This is a genomic window from Shewanella ulleungensis (genome assembly GCF_014648315.1).
GTDB classification, from domain to species: Bacteria; Pseudomonadota; Gammaproteobacteria; order Enterobacterales; family Shewanellaceae; genus Shewanella; species Shewanella ulleungensis.
Genome location: NZ_BMQW01000002.1, coordinates 407,694 through 429,346, shown reverse-complemented (window position 1 = coordinate 429,346; position 21,653 = coordinate 407,694). Strand labels below are relative to the sequence as shown.

The 21,653-nt window shown below is 41.4% G+C and carries 19 protein-coding genes; 2 read left to right on the top strand and 17 right to left on the bottom strand.

From position 1 onward, the window contains the following. The first annotated feature begins 292 nt into the window (after nucleotides 1–292). The gene (locus IEY40_RS05650; RefSeq protein ID WP_188954168.1) at nucleotides 293–628 is read left to right on the top strand and encodes a hypothetical protein; all 336 of its coding nucleotides are present in this window, start codon (nucleotides 293–295) and stop codon (nucleotides 626–628) included. Nucleotides 629–688: 60 nt separating this feature from the next. Here the strand turns inward: IEY40_RS05650 and IEY40_RS05645 are convergent, their stop codons facing one another. The 4 genes from IEY40_RS05645 to IEY40_RS05630 all read right to left on the bottom strand — a co-directional run bounded on the left by IEY40_RS05645 (nucleotide 689) and on the right by IEY40_RS05630 (nucleotide 6,967). Beyond that, complete coding sequence (locus IEY40_RS05645; RefSeq protein ID WP_188954166.1) at nucleotides 689–1,963, bottom strand: glutamate-5-semialdehyde dehydrogenase; 1,275 nt, start codon at nucleotides 1,961–1,963, stop codon at nucleotides 689–691. Nucleotides 1,964–1,973: 10 nt separating this feature from the next. Then, on the bottom strand, nucleotides 1,974–3,083 hold the full coding sequence (proB, locus tag IEY40_RS05640) for a glutamate 5-kinase (protein ID WP_188954164.1): 1,110 nt from the start codon (nucleotides 3,081–3,083) through the stop codon (nucleotides 1,974–1,976). A 191-nt stretch (nucleotides 3,084–3,274) separates the two neighbouring features. Beyond that, nucleotides 3,275–4,564: an NCS2 family permease gene (locus IEY40_RS05635; RefSeq protein ID WP_188954163.1), complete on the bottom strand. Its 1,290-nt coding sequence runs from the start codon at nucleotides 4,562–4,564 to the stop codon at nucleotides 3,275–3,277. An 861-nt stretch (nucleotides 4,565–5,425) separates the two neighbouring features. Next, the gene (locus IEY40_RS05630; RefSeq protein WP_188954162.1) at nucleotides 5,426–6,967 is read right to left on the bottom strand and encodes a M17 family metallopeptidase; all 1,542 of its coding nucleotides are present in this window, start codon (nucleotides 6,965–6,967) and stop codon (nucleotides 5,426–5,428) included. A 226-nt stretch (nucleotides 6,968–7,193) separates the two neighbouring features. Between IEY40_RS05630 and IEY40_RS05625 the strand changes: the two genes are divergently transcribed. After that, nucleotides 7,194–8,657 (top strand): aminoacyl-histidine dipeptidase, encoded by a 1,464-nt coding sequence (locus tag IEY40_RS05625; RefSeq protein WP_188954161.1) that lies wholly within the window; start codon nucleotides 7,194–7,196, stop codon nucleotides 8,655–8,657. 88 nt (nucleotides 8,658–8,745) lie between these two features. Here the strand turns inward: IEY40_RS05625 and dinB are convergent, their stop codons facing one another. The 13 genes from dinB to luxS all read right to left on the bottom strand — a co-directional run bounded on the left by dinB (nucleotide 8,746) and on the right by luxS (nucleotide 21,591). Continuing rightward, on the bottom strand, nucleotides 8,746–9,825 hold the full coding sequence (dinB, locus tag IEY40_RS05620) for a DNA polymerase IV (protein WP_188954160.1): 1,080 nt from the start codon (nucleotides 9,823–9,825) through the stop codon (nucleotides 8,746–8,748). 140 nt (nucleotides 9,826–9,965) lie between these two features. Then, nucleotides 9,966–10,433 (bottom strand): bacterioferritin, encoded by a 468-nt coding sequence (bfr, locus tag IEY40_RS05615; protein WP_188954159.1) that lies wholly within the window; start codon nucleotides 10,431–10,433, stop codon nucleotides 9,966–9,968. A gap of 11 nt (nucleotides 10,434–10,444) precedes the next feature. Continuing rightward, nucleotides 10,445–10,915 (bottom strand): bacterioferritin, encoded by a 471-nt coding sequence (bfr, locus tag IEY40_RS05610; RefSeq protein ID WP_188954158.1) that lies wholly within the window; start codon nucleotides 10,913–10,915, stop codon nucleotides 10,445–10,447. 222 nt (nucleotides 10,916–11,137) lie between these two features. After that, nucleotides 11,138–11,362, bottom strand: a complete 225-nt coding sequence (nqrM, locus tag IEY40_RS05605) for a (Na+)-NQR maturation NqrM (RefSeq protein ID WP_188954157.1) — start codon at nucleotides 11,360–11,362, stop codon at nucleotides 11,138–11,140. A 69-nt stretch (nucleotides 11,363–11,431) separates the two neighbouring features. Beyond that, nucleotides 11,432–12,445, bottom strand: a complete 1,014-nt coding sequence (locus IEY40_RS05600; protein WP_188954156.1) for an FAD:protein FMN transferase — start codon at nucleotides 12,443–12,445, stop codon at nucleotides 11,432–11,434. 120 nt (nucleotides 12,446–12,565) lie between these two features. Continuing rightward, nucleotides 12,566–13,813, bottom strand: coding sequence for an NADH:ubiquinone reductase (Na(+)-transporting) subunit F (gene nqrF / locus IEY40_RS05595; protein WP_188954155.1), 1,248 nt, complete (start codon nucleotides 13,811–13,813; stop codon nucleotides 12,566–12,568). Between the two features lie 48 nt (nucleotides 13,814–13,861). After that, entirely contained in the window at nucleotides 13,862–14,470 is a 609-nt protein-coding gene (nqrE, locus tag IEY40_RS05590) for an NADH:ubiquinone reductase (Na(+)-transporting) subunit E (RefSeq protein WP_188954153.1), read from the bottom strand. 5 nt (nucleotides 14,471–14,475) lie between these two features. Then, complete coding sequence (locus IEY40_RS05585; RefSeq protein WP_188954151.1) at nucleotides 14,476–15,108, bottom strand: NADH:ubiquinone reductase (Na(+)-transporting) subunit D; 633 nt, start codon at nucleotides 15,106–15,108, stop codon at nucleotides 14,476–14,478. After that, the gene (locus IEY40_RS05580) at nucleotides 15,108–15,893 is read right to left on the bottom strand and encodes a Na(+)-translocating NADH-quinone reductase subunit C (protein ID WP_188954149.1); all 786 of its coding nucleotides are present in this window, start codon (nucleotides 15,891–15,893) and stop codon (nucleotides 15,108–15,110) included. Before IEY40_RS05580 ends, IEY40_RS05585 begins: the two co-directional genes overlap by 1 nt. Then, on the bottom strand, nucleotides 15,886–17,085 hold the full coding sequence (locus IEY40_RS05575) for an NADH:ubiquinone reductase (Na(+)-transporting) subunit B (protein ID WP_188954148.1): 1,200 nt from the start codon (nucleotides 17,083–17,085) through the stop codon (nucleotides 15,886–15,888). The genes IEY40_RS05580 and IEY40_RS05575 overlap by 8 nt, the downstream gene beginning before the upstream one ends. Next, nucleotides 17,085–18,419 carry a Na(+)-translocating NADH-quinone reductase subunit A gene (locus tag IEY40_RS05570; protein ID WP_188954146.1) on the bottom strand — a complete coding sequence of 445 codons (1,335 nt, stop codon included), beginning with the start codon at nucleotides 18,417–18,419 and terminating at the stop codon, nucleotides 17,085–17,087. Before IEY40_RS05570 ends, IEY40_RS05575 begins: the two co-directional genes overlap by 1 nt. Before the next feature lie 411 nt (nucleotides 18,420–18,830). Further along, nucleotides 18,831–20,903 carry a TonB-dependent receptor domain-containing protein gene (locus tag IEY40_RS05565; protein ID WP_188954144.1) on the bottom strand — a complete coding sequence of 691 codons (2,073 nt, stop codon included), beginning with the start codon at nucleotides 20,901–20,903 and terminating at the stop codon, nucleotides 18,831–18,833. 178 nt (nucleotides 20,904–21,081) lie between these two features. Next, complete coding sequence (gene luxS / locus IEY40_RS05560) at nucleotides 21,082–21,591, bottom strand: S-ribosylhomocysteine lyase (protein ID WP_160055355.1); 510 nt, start codon at nucleotides 21,589–21,591, stop codon at nucleotides 21,082–21,084. Nucleotides 21,592–21,653 lie beyond the last annotated feature (62 nt).

The following is a 21,653-nucleotide window of genomic DNA, read 5'->3' as shown; positions in this document are numbered from 1 at the left end:
ACCACTCATATCAGCCTTGATACCTATATTGGGACAGCAAAATGAATTACAAGGGTAACGCTAAAAAATTTATGCCATTTTGCTTATATATCAAAAATCAATATAGATAAGCATCATGGGTTGCTGTAGCTCCTCGCTCAAAGTCATTACAACATAGATAGGTTTTATTGATTAACCGAGCAAAAATGAATTTTAGAAGCGTATGCAGCTAAATGTTTGATAAAAAACAGTATCGGAGTTATAACAATATGTAGGGGAAAAAAGTTCAAGTACAAGCTGAGGATATAAGGCAATGGGACTGCCAAGATGGAATTTTAGTGATAGTACTGAAAGAAAAATAAGGATTGTGATCTTAACGATTGTCGGACTGATCATGGCTTATGAAAAGTTCTATGGCGTTTCTAGCACCCAATATCCTGCCATGTATTTGTGTGTATTTGCCCTAGTAGCAACCTTTATGACTAATAAGATACAACGCCGCTACTTTACTTATGTAATGGAATACGCTCAAGCTTTTCGGATTGTGGCAATACTAATGACTTGCGCTTTTTTTATCATTTGGCTTTTAACCACCTATGAGCGTTTTACCCTCCCAGCTTCACCGAGTCATCTTATTTACAATTTATAAATAACTATTTATGTAACAAGGGCGCTAAACAGCGCCCTTGTTACATGTGTTCATTACCCTTTATTGCCTGCTGGTGTAATCTCCCCAGGCAAGCCATTTATAAGTAGTTAATGCATCTAGTGCCATTGGGCCGCGAGCATGTAACTTTTGCGTACTCACCGCAACTTCTGCACCTAAACCAAATTGAGAACCATCTGTAAAACGTGTACTGGCATTGACATAAACTGCAGCTGAATCCACTTGATTCATAAAATGCGCAGCGGCATGAATATCGTCAGTTAAAATCGCTTCAGAGTGACCGCTGGAATACAGTCTAATGTGTTCAACAGCAGCATCGATATCATTCACAACTCTTATGCCTAAGGTTAACGACAACCATTCAGTTGAAAAAGACTCATCGTGAGCCGGGGTCACATCAAAACCTAAACCATCCAAATAAGATATGGTGTGAGCACATGCGTGAAAACGCACCCCTAACGAATGAAGATGCGATACGATATTAGGGATAAATTCAGCGGCAATATTTTGATGAACTAATAATGTATCCAGTGCATTACACACGGTAGGACGTTGCACTTTTGCATTGGCGATAACATCAATCGCCCGCACTAAGTCTGCGTGTTTATCAACAAACAAGTGGCAAATACCAATGCCGCCTAAGATAACTGGGATACTCGACTGCTCTGCACATAGACGCTGCAAGTTTTGCCCACCACGCGGAATAATCATGTCGACGTATTTATCTAAGCGCAATAAACCGCTAACAATACTTCTATCGGGTGAGTCAATTAGCTGTACTGCATCTTGAGGTAATTTTTGGCTGACTAATGCTAAACGAATAACGTCGCTTAATACTTTGTTTGATTTGAGCGTTTCTTTACCGCCACGCAAAATAACCGCATTACCCGTTTTAAGCGCTAACACTGCAATGTCGACGGTAACATTAGGGCGAGCTTCATAAATAACCCCCACCACACCTAATGGCACACTCCTACGCGTTAAACGTAGGCCGTTATCAAGAACTCGACTTTCAGCTTCATTTCCAACGGGATCAGCAAGTGCTATCACATTATCAATATCGGCAATAATTCCCGCTAAACGGCCTTCATCAAGCATTAATCGATCGATCATCGCATCGGTTAAACCATTACGTTTAGCATTAGCAACATCTTGCGCATTAGCGAGCAATATCTGATCTTTATGTTCGCCCAACTGATGAGCAATTTCGGTTAACAAAGCCGATTTTTGCTTGGACGATAATGCAGCTAAAGTAAAACTGGCACTTTTAGCGCGCTGTCCAAGTTGGGTTAAATATTCTGTTTCTGTGGCAGACATATGCTTATCCTTAATTATCGAGTACAACCATATCATTACGATGAATGATGGCATCTCCGTAGTCATAACCCAGCAAAGGCTCAATATCATTTGAGTGCTTGCCACTAATTTTACTTAAATCGTTAGCACAGTATCGACTCATTCCTTTGGCCAATACTTTTCCTTTTTGATCAACGATAAGCAAGGTTGCTCCACGCTCAAATTTACCTTCGACTGCTATAATCCCTTTGGACAATAAACTACGTCCATTTGCTACCACAGCGGTTGAAGCACCAGCATCAACAATCAATTTACCTTGAGTGGCAGGCCCTGCTAAGATCCACTGTTTACGGCTTTCTAACGGATTTTCGATAGCACTGAAATGGGTACCAACAGATTCACGCGCAGCCACTTTGGCAATCACATCAGGGTGATGGCCTGATGCAATCACCACCTCAATACCGGCACGACGAGCAATATCGGCCGCTTCAAGTTTTGTCGCCATACCACCAGTGCCTAAACCCGAAACAGAACCGCCAGCTAATAAACGCAAACTATCATCAATATTAGCCACTTCCTTAATCAATTGTGCATCAGGATTCGTGCGAGGATCGGCATCAAATAGGCCTTTTTGATCGGTCAATAAAATCAGTAAATCAGCATCACACAACAAGGCTGCACGCGCAGATAAATTATCATTATCACCGACTTTAATTTCATTGGTCGCCACGGCATCATTTTCATTAATAATTGGGATGATATTATTAGCTAATAAAGCATTTAAGGTATCGCGAGCATTAAGATAGCGCTCACGGTCTTGCAGATCAGCACGAGTCAGTAATAGTTGCCCCACATGCAAACCATAAATACTAAACAATTGTGACCAGGCTAGGATTAACTGACTTTGCCCCACAGCGGCCAGTAATTGCTTATTCGCCATGGTGTCGGGAAATACCGGGTATTGAAGATGTTCACGCCCTGCAGCTATCGCCCCAGAAGTACATAATACGACCTCTACCCCAGCACGCATTAGCATGGCCATTTGCCTTGCTAATTCCACCATATGCGCTTTATCGAGCTTTTTACTGCCCGATGTCAGCACACTAGTCCCTAACTTAACCACCACACGCCGATAACCCATGACTTCACTCAGTTAACTAAAATATTCGAATTATTTTTATACCCAATAAAGTGAATAATTCATAGTGAAAGCCGCTAATACAGGAGTTTTTTTATTTTTCACCCATAAAAAAGGGACCAAAGGTCCCTTAAGTTAATCGTTATGTCATTAACGATGTTGCAACGACAATAGCAATATCTTCAGCAGTAACATTAACTATAAGCAAATTTAACCATAAATAACGCCGCAACAACTAAAATGCCTGAGTTCAAATCTTTAAAACGACCGGTCAACAATTTGATCACCGCATAGGAGATAAAACCTAATCCAATCGCATTAGCGATTGAAAATGTTAATGGCATAAGTAAACACGTCACGACAACCGGAGCCGCTTCGGTTAAATCTTCCCATTCAACATTAACGAGACCAGACATCATTAAAATAGCAACGTAGAACAATGTTCCTGCAGTGGCATAAGCTGGCACCATACCCGCTAAAGGCGAAATAAATAATGCAGCAATAAACAGCAACCCGACAATAACAGCTGTTAAACCCGTTCGCCCGCCAGCACTCACACCAGCAGTACTTTCGATATAACTGGTTGTGGTTGAGGTACCTAACGCCGCACCAGCAATGGTGGCCACACTGTCTGCCGTTAACGCTCGTTTAACACGAGGTAAACGACCTTTCTCATCGAGTAAGCCACCTCGTTGAGCCACTGCCACTAACGTACCAGATGTATCAAATAGGTCGACAAATAAGAAAGCGAAAATCACTGACAACATGCTCACTTCAAGCACGCTAGACAAGTCCATTTTCATAAAAGTCGGCGCAATAGACGGGGGTAATGAAACCAATCCGTTATATTGCACATCGCCAAACAACAAACCTAATACCGTCACAATTAAAATACTGAAGATAACCGCAGCTTTTAAGCCGCGCTGTACCATTGCAATAATTAAGAAAAACCCCAATGCCGCCATAATCGCAGGGAATGAAGTAATATCTCCCATAGTGACTAAAGTGGCAGGACTTGCAACCACAATACCAGCACTCTTAAGGCCTATAAGCGCTAAAAACAATCCAATACCTGCAGCAATACCAAAGCGCAAAGACATGGGGATACTGTTGACAATCCACTCACGGATTTTCACTAGTGATAAAATTAAAAAGCACACGCCAGACATAAACACCGCACCTAATGCAGTTTCCCAGCTATAGCCCATCTCACCGACAACAGTGTAAGTAAAAAAAGCATTCAAACCCATTCCAGGTGCCAACGCAATAGGATAATTAGCTAACAACCCCATCACCAAACAACCCACTGCAGCAGCTAAACAAGTGGCGACAAATACTGCGCCGTGATCCATTCCGGCGTCAGCTAACATCATTGGGTTTACAAAAATAATGTAAGCCATGGTTAAAAATGTTGTTAGGCCTGCAATCGCTTCTTGCTTCAGGTTGGTGTTGTGCTCTTTTAATTTGAAAAGTTTTTCTAACATGGAACAGGGTTCCTTGGGTAAGGGTTAAAGTATAAGTAATTGTTTTAATATTATTAGGTAGGATTTAGCCTACTCATTCACAGTGGCTAAAGTCGTAAAATTAGCGTCATTAATGCTTACTAACTTTATAGAACGAGGATTATAAGTACTTACGGACGTTATAGCTATAATTTGCCATTTTGTTGAAAGATTACAGAGTTTTATATAACGGACTAAACAGAAGTCATAAATTACAGGCAAAAAAAAGCCTACTCAAAAGAGTAGGCAGACATGTTACAAGCATCCCATATGGGGAAAGGAAAGCTAGCACCACTTAACGTGATGTGGCGATAAATTAAATAATTTACCACCTTGTCTAAAACCGTCAAACGCGACGAACAAAAGGTTGATGGATATTAAAGCTACTTTAAGAGGGTCAATTCTTAAAATTTCATGGCGAAAATACCGCCACGTAAAACTGTTACATCAGCAAACCAAGTGTTTTGCCAATAAATTTTGCCGTTTCCTGTATAAGACATGGTCTTCTCCTGAATAAAGTTAAGTTGCATAAACCTAGTAAAGCTTGGTTCGGTTCCTTGGAACGTACATTTCTCAAATCCGTTGAGACAACTTGTCACTCAGATCCCTGGAGGCTATATCCATCCTGGATTAACTAGAGCCGATAAACATACTGCTTGTCGACGAAATGAATTATACAAAACTGTAATTTAATTACAAGTATTATTTGCTTTAATTCACAAAAACTTCAATAAAAGTGATTTAATTACAATTAAGCTGTATTAAAACTATGTATAACTATTGTTACCAGAATGTAGCGATAGAATTAAACCCTATATAAACAAACAATTACACAAACAAACCCTACACCACGGCAAACTGTAATAAAGCAACCAAAGGGCTCGAAGTAGGCTTACCGTAAAGAGGATCGCCTTCAACGGCACTGCCAGCGATATCAATGTGAGTAAATGCCAAGGGTGTTTGTTGTAAACCAGACGCTTTTAACAAGAAAGCAGCAGGATATTGGTGCCCGCGCGCGGTAATGGACGAGGGACCATTATTTGAAGACACTACATCGGCCGCTCCATTTTTGTCTGCTACTTTGTCAAAGTCTTCTGGGCGCAAGCGCGATACTTCAAATGGCTCCCCCCATTGCTCACCAACATTTGCCAACAATGCCGCTACACCTTGTTGTTTAGCCACGCTGTTTTCAATTAAAGCCGAGTAACCGCCATACGCCCTGACCACATGACCGGTTAGTGTTGCAACCGAAAATAATTGCGGATTAACCGCCTGCTCTGCTTGAATACGTAAATGCGACAATAAATCAGCAAGCACTAAACGTCCTTCAGCATCGGTATTCCCGATCCGCACACGTACTCCAGCATGACTACGAATAATCTCATCGGTAACAAATGCATCGCTGCCAATACTGTTTCTCACCAATCCTAATTCAGCCACCACTTTAATCCCTTTTGGCTTGAAGATAGAGAGCGCCTTCATTAATCCGGCAACAGCAGCCGCGCCGCCTTTATCACGGCTCATACCTGCCATAGAGCCAGCCACTTTAATGTCAGCGCCACCTGTATCATAAACAACACCTTTACCGGCAAAGAATAAGGTTTTGGTTACGGGCCCCTCGCCTACATATTCAAGTTTTACCACCCGAGGATGATGGCGATCAACACCAAACGAGCTTCGCCCTACAGCACTTAATAATGGGTAATCATTTTTTAATTTTTCAACTTGGTCAATCACCGACACGGCGAGACCGCTATCAGCAAAAGCGTCGACACAGTGTTGCGCAAAGCCAATAGCAGACATACGCTCTGGATCAGTACCGCAAAGATCACGAGCTAACACACGCCCAGATTCCGCGGCATTCACTAATAGGCTATAACAAGCACTATTGAGTAAACCAATGGCTTTAAAACTAGGAACTAATGCATGAGCTTCACGAGCTTCTAATGGTTGCCACAACTCTTGCCCACATGCGAGGGCTGCAACTTGTTGTGCATATTGATAGCGCTTATCACCCACAGAAGGGACAACAAGTAATGGCTTAGTCGCGCCAGCAGCTTTTGCAATAGCAATGCCATCACGCGCGGCTTTTGCAAATACACGTACATCGTTGTAAGTATTATCAGCATCAACAACCGGCGAGATAATTAAACGTCCACCGGCTAATCCTGGGGCAAACAGTAAAGTGGCACTTTTGCCAACACGCATATCAATTTGGCGAGCATGAGCTGCCAGTAAATTAATTTCATCTTGCTTAATATCGGCAAGACTCGGTGCAATAACCACTACAGCATCCCAACCCTCACCTTCAAAAATGGCATCGTCACTAGTGACATCAATAAAAGGCACTTGAAATGCTTGCACAGTTGGATTTATTTGAGTCATAAAAGTCCTTATTCAACAACAGAGTTGATGGTTCATATTTATTTACAGATTTGTGGCCTAAACCTTGGCAAATTGGTTTGGCAATATCAAGTAACGCCGAAGAATATGTTAAAATATTTGCAGTTCTATACCCAATCTACCTGGTGATGCCCTCAAACATGCATCTTCAGGTTGATTGGGTATAACATCTGTCGTATTCGACTGAATTCTTCATAGAGGGCGTTTCGTGACTGCATTAACTCAATTATATCCTCAGCCTCTTTGGCAATGGTTTGAACAAATTTGCGCTATTCCACATCCTTCAAAACATGAACATGCATTATCACAATATATTCAACAGTGGGCTAAAGCCCAAGGACTTGCGGTAGTTGAAGATAAAGTAGGTAACTTAATTATTCGTAAGCCTGCAACGCCAGGTATGGAAAATTGCAAAATAGTGGTGCTTCAAGCACACATTGATATGGTGCCACAAAAAAACGCTGACAAAGTCCATAATTTTGAAACGGATCCTATCGAAGCTTATGTAGATGGAGATTGGGTTAAAGCTAGAGGGACTACATTAGGTTCTGACAACGGTATCGGCATGTCGTCGGCTTTAGCCGTTTTAGGCAGCAAAGACATTAAGCACGGACCATTAGAAGTATTGTTAACCATTGATGAAGAAGCGGGCATGACAGGGGCTTTTGGCTTAGAAGCAGGTTACCTTGAGGCTGATATTCTTATCAATACCGATTCTGAACAAGAAGGCGAAATCTACATGGGATGTGCTGGTGGCGTTGATGCACAAATCAGTGTACCTATGTCATGGCAAGCACCAGAGCAAAGTAATGCCAGTTTTTCAATGACGATGTCAGGCCTAAAAGGTGGCCACTCAGGGGTGAACATTCACCTAGGGCGAGGCAATGCCAATAAATTATTAGCGCGCTTTTTGTTTAAATACAGTGATGAATTAGCCATTGAACTGGTTAGCTTTACCGGTGGTTCACTGCGTAACGCCATTCCGCGTGAAGCCAATATGACCTTTATGCTACCAAGCGAAAATGTTGCAGCACTTAAACAGGCAATAGACACTTTCCAAGCATTGGTGCGCGAAGAGTTAGCTATAGCGGATCCTGGCATGTTATTGACTCTCGCAGAGATTGCCATGCCTGCCAAAGTCATGGGCGAAGAGGCGCAAAATACTTTAATCGATTTACTTCATGCCAGCCCTAATGGTGTTATCCGCATGAGTGATGAAGTTGAAGGTGTTACCGAAACATCGCTTAATATCGGCGTGATCAGTACTGAAGATGAAAGCGTTGAAATATTGTGCCTTATCCGCTCGTTAATCGACTCTGGTCGTGAAGAAGTTGCAGGTATGCTCACTGCCCTTGCTAACCTTTCGGGTGCAAGTATTGATTTAAGCGGCGCTTACCCAGGCTGGAAGCCCGATACTAGCTCGCCTGTTATGGCCATAGTGCGTGAAACCTATAATGATATTTATAAAAAAGATCCGACAATCATGGTCATCCATGCTGGTCTTGAATGTGGTTTATTTAAAGAACCGTATCCACACATGGACATGGTATCGATTGGCCCGACAATCCGATACCCACACAGTCCAGATGAAATGGTTAACATCACAACTGTAGGTCAGTATTGGGAATTGTTACTGGCGGTATTAGAGCGTATTCCGGCCAAAGATGCGTAATACGTTAGCGGCTTGATTAAATAATTTATCACAAAATCAAAGGCAACATTATGTTGCCTTTTTTGTGCGTAGCAGTAAAAAAAGCGAGCTAAAATTGTAAATCAAGTTGAGTTAAATTATCAGTAGGATCACTCGATTGCCCTTGCACTATATTTGCTAAACCAACACTCACACCGATTAATCGGATCCCACGCCCTTGGCTGCGCTGCAGAGCCTGCTTTAACAATTCGTGAAACATATTCACAGAAATAGCATCGCTACGATGTTCTATCGTGGTCTGTTTGAAATCATTGAATTTTAATTTAACAACTTGCTTATGGATCTGTCGGTCTTTAGCACTGCGATGTACCCGCGCACTCAATTCCTGAATCAGTTGTGGTAATACTTGATGACATTGCTCTAAGGTGAAAATATCTTTGGCTAAGGTGGTTTCAACACCGACAGACTTTCGTACTCTGTGCGGGCTAATCTGGCGAGTATCAATGCCTTGAGCACGTTCAATCAGGACATGACCAAATTTACCAAATGCTTCAATCAGTTTAACTCTAGGGTATTGTTGTACATCAAAGCAGGTGACTAAACCGATATCAGCCAGTTTTTGTGAAGTAACCTTGCCAACACCAGGGATTTTACTCAAAGGTAAGTCTTTAACAAAGTCAGTAATTTGATTTGGCGTTATCACATATTGACCATTAGGCTTATTTAAATCCGAGGCAATTTTGGCTAAAAACTTGATTGGCGCAACACCCGCTGAAGCAGTTAATCCTGTGACAGCAAATATTTCATCGCGTATAGCGTTAGCAATAAGAGTGGCACTGCCTTTATGTTCGGTGCAATCTGTAACATCTAAGTAGGCCTCGTCTAACGACAATGGTTCGACTAAGTCAGTATAACGATGAAAAATCTCACGTATTTGCATCGAAACTGACTTATACACATCCATTCGTCCTGGCACTAAGATTAACTGTGGGCACAATTGCAATGCGTGATAACTCGACATTGCACTTTTTACACCAAATTTACGCGCCTCATAACTGCAGGTACTTATCACACCGCGACGATCACTTCTGCCACCGACAGCAATGGCTTTCCCTCGTAACTCAGGAAAATCGCGCATTTCGACCGCAGCATAGTAACAATCCATATCGATGTGAATGATTTTACGCATTCTTTGACCATCACTGATTAATGTAACCCAAATAATACCACTGTATATAAAAACAGTACACAGTCATTAACAAGATCTTAGAGACAAAAAAGCCCAAACTCAGTTGGGCTTATTTAAAATATCATATTATCTAACAATGATTACATTTTGGTCTGTAAATAGTTTTGTAAACCAATACGTTCGATTAGACCTAGTTGCTTCTCTAACCAGTACATGTGGTCAGATTCAGTGTCATCTAATAACACTTCTAAAATTTCGCGAGTCTGATAGTCATTCTTTGCTTCACATAATGCAATAACCTTACGTAAATTATCAGCTACATGATATTCGTAGGCTAAATCATTTTTAAGCATTTCTTGTACATCTTTGCCAATATTCAACGCTTCACGACTACCAACATCGGGGGTACCTTCTAAAAATAGAATGCGTTGAACAAGTTTTGCTGCATGCAATTTTTCGTCGTCAGACTCGTGCAAGATTCGGGTATATAATTCATTAAATCCCCAATCTTCATACATGTGAGCATGTACAAAATACTGATCCATTGCTGATAACTCGCCAGTTAACAATAAATTTAGGGCGTCAATTACTTCAGGATTGCCTTTCATGATAATTCCTATTAGTCGTTAATTTGTGATTGAAGATAGTTTTGGATACCGGTTTGGCTAATAAGCTCTTGCTGAGACTCAATCCAATCTAGGTGCTCTTCTTCGTCTTCTAATAAATCTTCAAATAAATCTCGGCTAACGTAATCTTGCTGAGTTTCACATACGCTAATCGCTTCACGTAAAATAGCAATTTGCTCCGTCACAGCAGCCATATCACAAGCGAGCATCTCTTCTGCATGCTCACCAATGCGCAATTTATCTAACTGCTGTAAGTTAGGTAATCCTTCAAGAAACAATACTCGCTCAATCAACTTGTCAGCATGCTTCATGTCTTCAATCGATTTTTTGTACTCTTTTTCATTCAGCTTTTCTAAACCCCAATGTTTAAACATGCGCGCATGTAAAAAGTATTGGTTAATGGCTGTAAGTTCGCAAGTAAGTACACGATTGAGTTGGCTGATGACTTTAGGATGACCTTTCATAGCAATGTCCCTTGATAAATAGTTTGATCTCGATCAATTTCATGTAGGATAGAACACTGTAGAGCTAAAGGCAAATTTTCCTTTACTTTCACCAACTTACAATTGATAACCATTATCATTATAACTAAGCTTTGTAACACTACTGTATTGAACTCACATAAAAAAAGCCTTCATAATGAAGGCTCTTTACATTGTAAGCTCTAAAATAATAGGCAATACAAATTAAATAATTCTATTTTGATTCAGCATTTCTTTACGCGCTTCATCTTTAGCCATACGAAGCTTGCGTGCATCACATGGGTCATCGCAGTCACAGGCTTTCTCAATACCTAAAACGCCTAATCCACCACAACTGCCTTCTACCGCTTTTTTCTTCACGATGTAGCCCACAGACATTAATAAGAAAAATAAAAGTAACACCACAAACGCAGCAATAAATGTGCTCATTACGAACTCCAATTAACTCAATCTAGCCTAAGTCTGACCTAGTCGTCAGCAATATAACCCTGTTTTAGGTTATTTTACATATGCTTTAAATGCATCACTGTAATAGACCTTAAAACCTTGATCTTGCTTTTCAATCAGCATTATTGCTAAATTTTTCTCTTTAGCAAGTGCCAAAGAAGCTTCGGTACCTAACACCATCATGGCGGTGGCATATCCATCTGCGGTCATACAACTAGAGTGTAACACGGTTGCAGAAGCAAGTTTATGCTTAATCGGATATCCGTTACGAGGATCAATCAAATGTGAAAAACGTTCGCCATTTTCTTCATAAAAATTACGATAATCACCTGATGTTGCTAACGACATAGTGCCAGGCTCAATCACTTGCTGTACCGCCTGGCCTTCGTCGGTAGGTTGCTCAACCGCGATACGCCATGCTATGCCATCAGCTTTGGTGCCTTTAACATTTAATTCACCACCAATTTCAACTAAATAACCACTGGCATCGTACTTATCTAAAATTGAGGCAATTTTATCAACCCCAAAACCTTTAGCAATCGACGATAAATCCACATATAAACCGGCATTGTGTTTGGTTAACGTCGTGCCTTTTATAGCAAGCTCTTTAATACCCATTTTCGCTTTAGCTGAATCTATCTGGTTTTGAGTGGGTACTGAAGTTGGTCGCTTATCAGGGCCAAATCCCCATAAATTAACCACAGGTCCTAATGTAATATCTAACGCACCACCGGTTTCTTGGTATAAGCGTATGCCCTCATTTATCACGCTAAGTGTATCGGCAGACACTTTAACGCTTTGCTGAACTTGTAATTGATTAAACTTAGACAATTCAGAATCACTGCGGTAAGTCGACATTTGGTCATTAACCGCTTCTAAAGCCATGTCAATCTCGGCCTGCAATAATTGCGCTTCGGGCAGTTTATCGTTAGGCACAACCTTAATATGGTAAGTCGTTCCCATAGTGCTACCAGATAAGGAAATAATAGGTTCTGGTGAACTGCAGGCACTCACACACAAAAGCAATAACGTGGTTAATAATAACTTAATAGCATTCACTGTCATTTCAAATTTACGCTGGTTAAATGAATAAAAAAAATTGCAGCCTGCAGACCTGTGTTTAACCACCCTGTCTGCATTGCTGCAATTTTCATGACTTGCTTGTCAATATTTTAGGCTAACAAATTAGCCGCCGAAATCATCAAGTAAGATGTTTTCGTCTTCAACGCCTAAGTCTTTTAGCATTCCAATCACGGCTGCGTTCATCATTGGAGGTCCACACATGTAGAACTCACAATCTTCTGGTGCATCGTGGTCACGTAAGTAGTTTTCGTACAATACGTTATGGATAAAGCCAGTGTAACCAGTCCAGTTATCTTCCGCTTGCGGATCAGATAATGCAACGTGCCACTTAAAGTTGTCATTTTCAGCTGCTAGGCCGTCAAAGTCTTCTACGTAGAACATTTCACGTTTAGAACGGGCACCGTACCAGAAACTCATTTTACGTTTTGATTTAAGACGCTTTAATTGGTCAAAAATGTGTGAACGCATTGGCGCCATACCTGCACCACCACCAATAAAGATCATTTCTGCATCGGTATCTTTAGCGAAGAACTCACCAAATGGTCCAGAAATTGTCACTTTATCGCCAGCTGTTAAGCTCCAAATATACGACGACATTTTACCACAAGGTAGAGTTAGGTTACGTGGAGGCGGCGTAGCAATACGCACGTTCAACATAATAATCCCAAACTCTTCTGGGTAGTTAGCCATTGAGTATGCACGAATTGTTTCTTCGTCAACTTTAGACTCTAACTTAAAGAAGCCAAAATGTTCCCAGTCGCCACGGTATTTTTCAGGTACTTCAAACTCAGCATATTTAACATGGTGAGCTGGTGCTTCGATCTGAATATAACCACCGGCACGGAAAGGCACAGACTCGCCATCAGGGATTTGTAGCTTAAGCTCTTTAATGAACGTCGCTTTGTTATCGTTAGAGATAACTTCACATTCCCATTTCTTGATACCGAAGATCTCTTCGTCAAGCTCGATTTCCATGTCAGATTTAACGTTAACCTGACAAGATAAACGACACCCTTGACGTGCTTCACCTTTACTAATGTGATCAAGCTCAGTAGGTAGAATATCGCCACCACCTGATTTAATGTGTACACGACACTGACCACATGAGCCACCGCCACCACACGCACTTGATACGAAAATACCGTTGTCTGCTAATACGCCAAGTAACTTGCCGCCTGCACCTGTTTTAATTGCTTTATCTGTGTCGCCGTTAATACCAATGATGATATCACCGCTTGCTACTAGTTTTGATTTAGCGAATAAAATCACTAATACCAATACCAATACAATCACAGTAAACATACTCACACCTAGATAAACATCTATTGGAGTAGATTCAAGAATACCCATTCACTTATCCTTAAAGGTTCAAATTAATGCGTCGTCTCAATGCTTTTCTTAAAGAGAAACACCAGAGAATGACATGAAACCTAGAGCCATAAGACCAGCAGTAACAAAGGTAATACCTAAGCCACGTAAGCCATTTGGCACGTCAGAATATTTCATCTTTTCGCGAATACCGGCTAACAATACAATTGCTAAAGCCCAACCAATACCAGAGCCGATACCGAATACCACGCTCTCGCCTAGGTTGTAATCACGTTCTACCATGAATGATACTGCACCAAAAATCGCACAGTTCACGGTAATCAAAGGTAAGAAAATACCTAACGCGTTGTACAAAGGTGGGAAATATTTGTCTAATGCCATTTCCAAAATTTGCACAAGTGCTGCGATCACACCGATAAAGGTGATGAACTTCAAGAAGCTCAAATCAGCATCAGGAATACCAGCCCAAGCTAAAGCACCAGGCGCAAGTAAACCTTGATAAATAATTTGGTTAGCAGGAACCGAGATAGCCAATACCACGATAACTGCAACACCTAGGCCCATCGCAGTAGTCACTTTTTTAGACACAGCTAAGAAAGTACACATACCTAAGAAGAACGCTAGCGCCATGTTTTCAATGAAAACGGAGCGAATTAATAAACTAATATAATGTTCCATTGCGTTTATCCTTTTGCTTCTACTTGCTCTGGCTTATACGTACGGAGCAACCAGATCAGACCACCAATCAAGAAGAACGCACTTGGTGGTAACAGTAATAAACCGTTAGGTTGATACCAACCACCGTCAGAGATTTTACTGAGGATTTCTACGCCGAATAATGAACCATTACCAAATAATTCACGAATAAAACCTACCGACAATAAGATTGCACCGTAACCTAAACCGTTACCGATACCATCCATAAAGCTCATCAAAGGAGGCGTTTTCATTGCATAAGCTTCAGCACGGCCCATTACAATACAGTTAGTAATGATCAAACCAACGAATACCGATAACTGTTTAGAAATCGAATAAGCATAAGCTTGTAATACTTGATCAACTACAATTACCAAAGAGGCAATAATAGTCATCTGCACAATAATACGTACACTGCTTGGAATGTGATTACGAATAAGTGAGATAAACAGGTTAGAAAACGCTGTTACCGCAGTTAATGCAATGGTCATTACCAACGCCGTTTCCAGCTTAGTAGTAACAGCAAGCGCACTACATACACCCAAAATTTGCAATGCAATTGGGTTGTTATTGATAATCGGTCCAGTCAGAACCTGTTTAAGTTCTTTAACGTCAGCCATTAGCTTACCCCTCCGTTGCGTGCTTTAGCGATAAAGCTTGCAAAGCCTTCTTTACCTAACCAAAATTGCAATGAATGTTGTACGCCGTTACTGGTTAATGTTGCACCAGATAATGCATCCACACCATAAACAGTGCTCGCCACTGCAGGGTTCTTCGTTACATTGATAGCCAAGTCACCTTGTTCATCAAATAACTGCTTACCTTTCCACAATGCTTTCCATTTAGGATTTTCAACTTCACCACCTAAACCCGGAGTTTCAGCTTGGTCATAATAAACTAAGCCTTGAATCGTGTTTAAGTCAGCTTCTAACGCCAAAAATGCATACATGGTCGACCATAAGCCGTAACCGTGAACAGGTAAAATAACGCTAGTCAATTTACCTGCATCATCACGTACCAAGTACACAACAGCTTTGTCAGCTACGCGCTTGATTGAGGCAATGTCGTTTTCAGGTACTGATGAAGTTGCTACATCACGCGACGCTTTACGTTGATCGTAAGCGTTAGCATCACCTTCTACAAACTCACCGGTTTTTAGGTCAACTAAACGTGCTTCGACATACTGGTTATATTTGCTCAGAATGTCTTGCTTAGTGACGTTACCTTCTTTGGTATCAATCAGGCTTGCTGCTTCGAGAATATACTTTTGTTTATCAAGTAGCTTATTTTCTTGCTGAGTCGGTTTTAAAACAACCGCCGCAGTCGATACAAGCACAGAACAGATAAGACATAAGCCGACAACAACAAATAGCGTTCTACCGAACGAATCTTTATTACTAGCCACGAGCAATCCTCCGCTTGATATTTGCCTGAACTACGAAATGGTCAAATAAAGGCGCGAATAAGTTAGCGAATAAAATAGCTAACATCATACCTTCAGGGAATGCAGGGTTAATCACACGGATAAACACTACCATTGCACCGATTAAGAAACCGTATGCCCATTTAGCAGTATTAGTGAACGACGCAGAAACCGGGTCTGTCGCCATAAACATCATACCAAAAGCAAAACCACCTAACACTAAGTGCCAATGCCAAGGCATTGCAAACATTGGGTTGGTATCACTACCTACAACGTTTAGCAATGTTGCAATCGCAACCATACCTAGCAGTACGCCACCCACGATGCGCCATGAGGCGATGCGAGTGTAGATGATCACTAAACCACCGAGCAAAATAGCAAATGTTGATACTTCACCCACAGAGCCAGGAATAAAGCCCATAAAGGCGTCTAACCAGTTTGCATTTGAAGTATAATCAAAGGTGCCTTGTGCTGCTTGGCTCAATGCTGTTGCACCAGAGTAGCCGTCTGCAACTACCCATGAGGTGTCGCCAGACATGCTTAATGGGTAAGCAAAGAACAAGAACGCACGGCCCGCTAATGCAGGGTTTAAGAAGTTACGACCTGTACCGCCGAAGATTTCTTTTGCTACAACCACACCAAAGGTAATACCTAATGCCACCATCCATAGCGGAATAGTTGCTGGTAAGGTTAACGCAAAAAGTACAGATGTTACGAAGAAACCTTCGTTAACTTCATGACCACGCACCGAGGCAAATAGCACTTCCCAAAAACCGCCGACAATAAATGTCACTGCATATATTGGTAGGAAGAAGCAGGCACCATAAAACATTAATGATGTAATACCTGAGTCCGCAGAAAGCTGCGCACCAAATAGTTCAAATAAACCAACTTGCCAAACGTCAGGGGTACCGAAACCGGCAGCCATAGCGATTTGAGCTTGTAAACCTACGTTATACATACCAAAAAACATTGCAGGGAATGTACACGCCCAAACCGTAATCATCATACGCTTTAGGTCAAGGTTATCGCGAACATGGGTTGCACCATGGTTCACTTTACCTGGAGTATAGAAAACAGTAGCTGCGGCTTCATAAAGCGCATACCACTTTTCGTACTTACCGCCTTTTTCAAATTGCGGTTCAATACGCTCGATAAAATCTTTCAAGCTCATTAGCCTTCCCTCTCGATCGTATCTAGACAGTCACGTAAATATGAAGCGTAGTCATACTTACCTGGACATACGAACGTGCACAATGCCAAATCTTCTTCGTCTAACTCTAATGCGCCTAAACGAGCTGCGCCATCAAAGTCCCCAGAGACAAGGTCACGAAGTAGCATGGTAGCTAAAATGTCTAAAGGCATTACACGTTCATAATTACCAATAGGTACCATTGCACGGTCTGAACCACCAGTACTTGTCGTCATGTTAAACAGACGAGATGGGCTTAAGTGACCTAAGAAAGCTCGTGTAATAGAGAATTTATCAGCACCAGGCATTGCCCAACCAAACAATTCTTTTTCATTACCTTCTTCTAGCACACTTACCTGCTGATGGTAGCGACCTAAATAAGCATGAGGCCCTACTGCCGTGCGGCCATTTAATACCGAACCTGAAACGATACGAACACTTTCACCTACTGTTTCATCAGCAGTAAGTTCAGTCATGCTTGCACCTAATAAAGTACGGACTAGGCGAGGTTGTTTTGCTTTAGGACCACCAATAGCCACTACACGCTCAGTGTTTAGCACACCTTGAGTGAAAAGTTGGCCAATCGCAATCACATCTTGATAACCTACGTGCCATACGCTACGAGTAGCAGAAGCAGAAAGAACATGATGAATGTGTGTACCCACTAAACCTGCTGGATGTTTTCCGGCAAATTCTTCAACTTGGGCATTAGCTGCAGGAATATCAGCACCTGGCGCTTTACATAGGTAAACTTTACCTTCAGTTAATCGAGCTAAAACCTTAAGGCCGTTAGCAAAATCGTCTTTATGTTGAGCTATGACTACCACAGGATCGGCAGCAAGAGGTTGAGTATCAATTGCAGTAACGAAAATACCTGCTGTAGTAGCATCTACGGCTGGCACTTTACTGAAAGGGCGTGTACGCAAAGCGGTCCATAAACCTGATTCAATCAGATTATCACGAACAGCCTGTACGTCTAACGTGTCTAACTTATCTGCTTCGTATTGAGCAAAAGTAACGCTATCGTCACCTTCTACAGCAATAACAACAGATTGAAGTACACGTCTTGCACCTCGGTTGATTTCTAATATAGTACCACTGGCTAAAGCCGTATATTTAACGCCTAGGTTCTTTTTGTCTTCAAAAAGAACCTGACCTTTTTGTACTTTATCGCCCACTTTGATTTTCATCGTTGGACGTAAGCCAATATACTCTTCACCCAAAGTAGCTACATGTCTAATGGCTGGGCCATTATGGATAACTTGCTCTGGTCCGCCTGCTATAGGCAGTTCCAATCCTTTCTTAATTGTAATCATATCCACAAGCACTACGTTTGAAGGAAAGACAATGCGCCACGTTCCGCTACAAAAACAAAGTATTAACAAATACTTGCCATTTGAGCTAGCGCAGATTTAACACGGAAATGCGATCGCAATCACGCTGGTCGCGCGCATTTTACCGTAAATATGAGACTATCGCCACGAAAATAATAGGTGTTTTCAAACCAATACCTAAGTCTAACGACAGAATTTAACTCAATCTTACTGAATAGCAACAAACTCTAAAACTGCAACAACAGTATTACTATTTGGCATACTATAGCATTAATATTTATTGAAATAATTTTATCTAACCGGTCTACGGTTAAAAAAACAGCAGCTCAAGTTTAGGTACGCTTGAGCTGCTGATATTGTTTTGTTTATCGAATAAAATTCAATAAACGTTAACTAGAAACGAGCTTTATATCCAACATAAGTGGTCATTTCTGATTGTGCCTGGCGGCCAGCGAATGTCCTACTGGCGACTAAGGTTTCATCAAATAAATTTTCAACGCGCAAATACACTTCATGCTGTTTAGCCACCTGGTAACTCGCTGCAAGGTCAACTTTCCATTGACTGTCTATTGATCCAAAGGCTGCAAGGTTACCCTCATATTCTAATTCTGATTGATAAAGTGCCTGTGCCATCACCGACACATCACCAACTACCACACCAGAGCTAAAGCTAAACTGCTGCTTAGGTACCCAAGGTAGTTGGCTGTCCCCGTCAAAGCATCCATTAATATTTGAACAATACCCAATATCTGTCTCGGCTTGGGTGTACTGATATTTTGCTTTAAATGGAATAGAAAAACTGTCAAATACTAGTCCATACTCAACTGAAAAGTCGATACCATTTACCGTCACATCTTCGATATTTTCTTGCAATGCAATTTGCTCGTAATCGCAAATCATGCCAAACATACAACCAACATGTTGATTATCATAGTCATGTAAATAAGCTGTCAGCGCCAGAGCTAAAGTATCTTGCTGATATGCTATCGCCAATTGGTATTGCAATGCTTCTTGCGCACGTTGTTCTAGATTACCCGCAGAAGCTGCGGTCCAAGCCTGTTTGGCTTGTACTGCTGCTGACCAAGCGCCTTGGGTATAAGCGACTTCAATAGAAGGCGTCCAACCATCGTCAGAAAAATCGGCTTCCGCAAGATCGTATTCATCACTGACATCACGAGACACACTCACATGCTCATAACCTAAGCCTAAATTCACAGACCACTGACCATAATTTAGTTTAGTATCAACTGCTGACGAAAATGCCGAAGCATCATCTTTGTAAACCACAAATGCTTCTTTATCGCTGGCCGATGTTAACGATAAATCTTGATTCCATAACCAATCTTGGCCGCCTAACTCCATTTCAGCTTTATCGGTATGATAACGAGCACTGTAGGTCACTTGATGTTGACCGTACATACTCACACCTTTAGTTTGCACACCAAAACCCGCAAAATCGTTATCTTGAGCGAATGCGCCCAAATTCATGCCGTCAGTATTTGGGTTTATTTCAAATGCAGCGATATCAGTTAACAAAGCGTGATTGATTGTTTCACCGTCAACAAACAACATATCTGCAGTTTTTTGTGAATAAGTTTGATAATAAAAATCGGTTGCAACTGTCGACGTTTTCGACAATAAAAGTTTGTGGGCTAACACATAACGCTGACGCTCACCGTCAGTAAAATTAATATTTGCCGCAGCATAACGCTGGTTAGGCACTAAAGAAAAATCATTGTTTGTTAAACCTAAGGTACCTTGCTCCGCATCCTGGCTAGAGTATTGGTAACTGAACTCCGTTGATTGTTTATTGCGGGCCCCCGGCAAACTGTCTGCACCGATTTTGAACATAATATCTTTTTGGGTCGCATCTGCATCGCGAGCTAACTTATAACCCACATCATCTGATGCTGATTGGTAATCTACAGCCAACAACATGCCATATTGCTTAGTTGTACCACTAATAATCGCTCCACCGCTGTAGTCTGCATCATCATTCATTTCAACATTAAACTCACCAGCGTATTCTTTTGCACTGATCGCTACCGATTGATATTCTAATTTACCAAATGCCGCTTCAGAGCCGTCTACCACACTGGTCATGCTCGATAGTGTGACACTTTGCTGTTGTTGCAAGTTAGGCTGTAATACTAGATTTTGACCAGAATAAGGGGCTGGCGAAAAGAAAATACCATCTTGTAATACGGCTACTCCATCTGAAACACCACGGTGCATTAACTCCACATTAGCGTTTGGTGCTGTAGGTAATACTGTTACCCCTGTTAACCCTAAAGCAATATCACTTTGACGATAATGAAAAGCTTTTTGTGTTGATTGTTGTAAATCAATCTGGTTATTTACCTTATCAATCGATTCAGTAACAGTTTCGGCGAGCGCCTGACTTGAATGGCAAGCAAATAACACCGCAGCGGCAATTACCGACAGGCAAAATGGGTTGTTAGACATGATTATCTCCGTATATGTGTCTGGTCGAGCTAAGTTGAAATTGTATGTATTATTATGCTCGATACAATAACGGTTTCAGTGACATAAAAACAGCATACTGATAACGTTTCATCAATATTATGGCTATTTATTGACAAAAAAAGCGGCCTAAGCCGCTTTTATATAAGTAGAGATAAGTTTAGAGGTTACCTAAAATCTCATCACTCAGCTTTAAGTCATCATTTCGATTGACGCTCACGCCAGCAGCAATAATCATTCGAGCAATGTCTTGCGCTTCTGTTAAAGAATGCATTTCATAAGTACCACATTGGTATTCATTAAGCTCAGGAATATCTTTTTGCTCAACAACATTAGTCACATCGCTCATCGCAGCTAACCAAGCATCGGCAACCATACGTTCTGAAGGTTGACCAATTAAACTCATGTAAAAACCGGTGCGACAGCCCATCGGTGATATATCGATAATTTCAACACCATCACCGTTTAAATGATCGCGCATAAAGCCGGCAAATAAGTGCTCAAGAGTATGAATGCCACGCTCGCTTAAAATGTCTTTATTCGGCGCGCAAAAACGCAAATCAAAAACGGTAATAGCATCACCGCTTGGGGTGCTCATGTGTTTTGCAACGCGAACCGCTGGAGCATTCATACGAGTATGATCTACGGTAAAACTGTCTAATAAAGGCATTGCTTTCTCCCAGAATATAAAATAATTTTTACACTATACGTTCAGACACTATACGATCTAAT

Excerpts from the sequence above, each read along its gene's own strand:
- nqrM (WP_188954157.1), bottom strand. The coding sequence starts at position 11,362 with ATGAGCACATTTATTGCTGCGTTTGTGGTGTTACTTTTATTTTTCTTA.
- IEY40_RS05630 (WP_188954162.1), bottom strand. The coding sequence starts at position 6,967 with ATGACTCAAATAAATCCAACTGTGCAAGCATTTCAAGTGCCTTTTATT.
- dinB (WP_188954160.1), bottom strand. The coding sequence starts at position 9,825 with ATGCGTAAAATCATTCACATCGATATGGATTGTTACTATGCTGCGGTC.
- proB (WP_188954164.1), bottom strand. The coding sequence starts at position 3,083 with ATGGGTTATCGGCGTGTGGTGGTTAAGTTAGGGACTAGTGTGCTGACA.
- IEY40_RS05585 (WP_188954151.1), bottom strand. The coding sequence starts at position 15,108 with ATGGCTGACGTTAAAGAACTTAAACAGGTTCTGACTGGACCGATTATC.
- IEY40_RS05635 (WP_188954163.1), bottom strand. The coding sequence starts at position 4,564 with ATGTTAGAAAAACTTTTCAAATTAAAAGAGCACAACACCAACCTGAAG.
- luxS (WP_160055355.1), bottom strand. The coding sequence starts at position 21,591 with ATGCCTTTATTAGACAGTTTTACCGTAGATCATACTCGTATGAATGCT.
- IEY40_RS05645 (WP_188954166.1), bottom strand. The coding sequence starts at position 1,963 with ATGTCTGCCACAGAAACAGAATATTTAACCCAACTTGGACAGCGCGCT.
- nqrE (WP_188954153.1), bottom strand. The coding sequence starts at position 14,470 with ATGGAACATTATATTAGTTTATTAATTCGCTCCGTTTTCATTGAAAAC.
- nqrF (WP_188954155.1), bottom strand. The coding sequence starts at position 13,813 with ATGGGTATTCTTGAATCTACTCCAATAGATGTTTATCTAGGTGTGAGT.
- IEY40_RS05650 (WP_188954168.1), top strand. The coding sequence starts at position 293 with ATGGGACTGCCAAGATGGAATTTTAGTGATAGTACTGAAAGAAAAATA.
- IEY40_RS05575 (WP_188954148.1), bottom strand. The coding sequence starts at position 17,085 with ATGAGCTTGAAAGATTTTATCGAGCGTATTGAACCGCAATTTGAAAAA.
- bfr (WP_188954158.1), bottom strand. The coding sequence starts at position 10,915 with ATGAAAGGTCATCCTAAAGTCATCAGCCAACTCAATCGTGTACTTACT.
- IEY40_RS05600 (WP_188954156.1), bottom strand. The coding sequence starts at position 12,445 with ATGACAGTGAATGCTATTAAGTTATTATTAACCACGTTATTGCTTTTG.
- bfr (WP_188954159.1), bottom strand. The coding sequence starts at position 10,433 with ATGAAAGGCAATCCTGAAGTAATTGACGCCCTAAATTTATTGTTAACT.
- IEY40_RS05570 (WP_188954146.1), bottom strand. The coding sequence starts at position 18,419 with ATGATTACAATTAAGAAAGGATTGGAACTGCCTATAGCAGGCGGACCA.
- IEY40_RS05565 (WP_188954144.1), bottom strand. The coding sequence starts at position 20,903 with ATGTCTAACAACCCATTTTGCCTGTCGGTAATTGCCGCTGCGGTGTTA.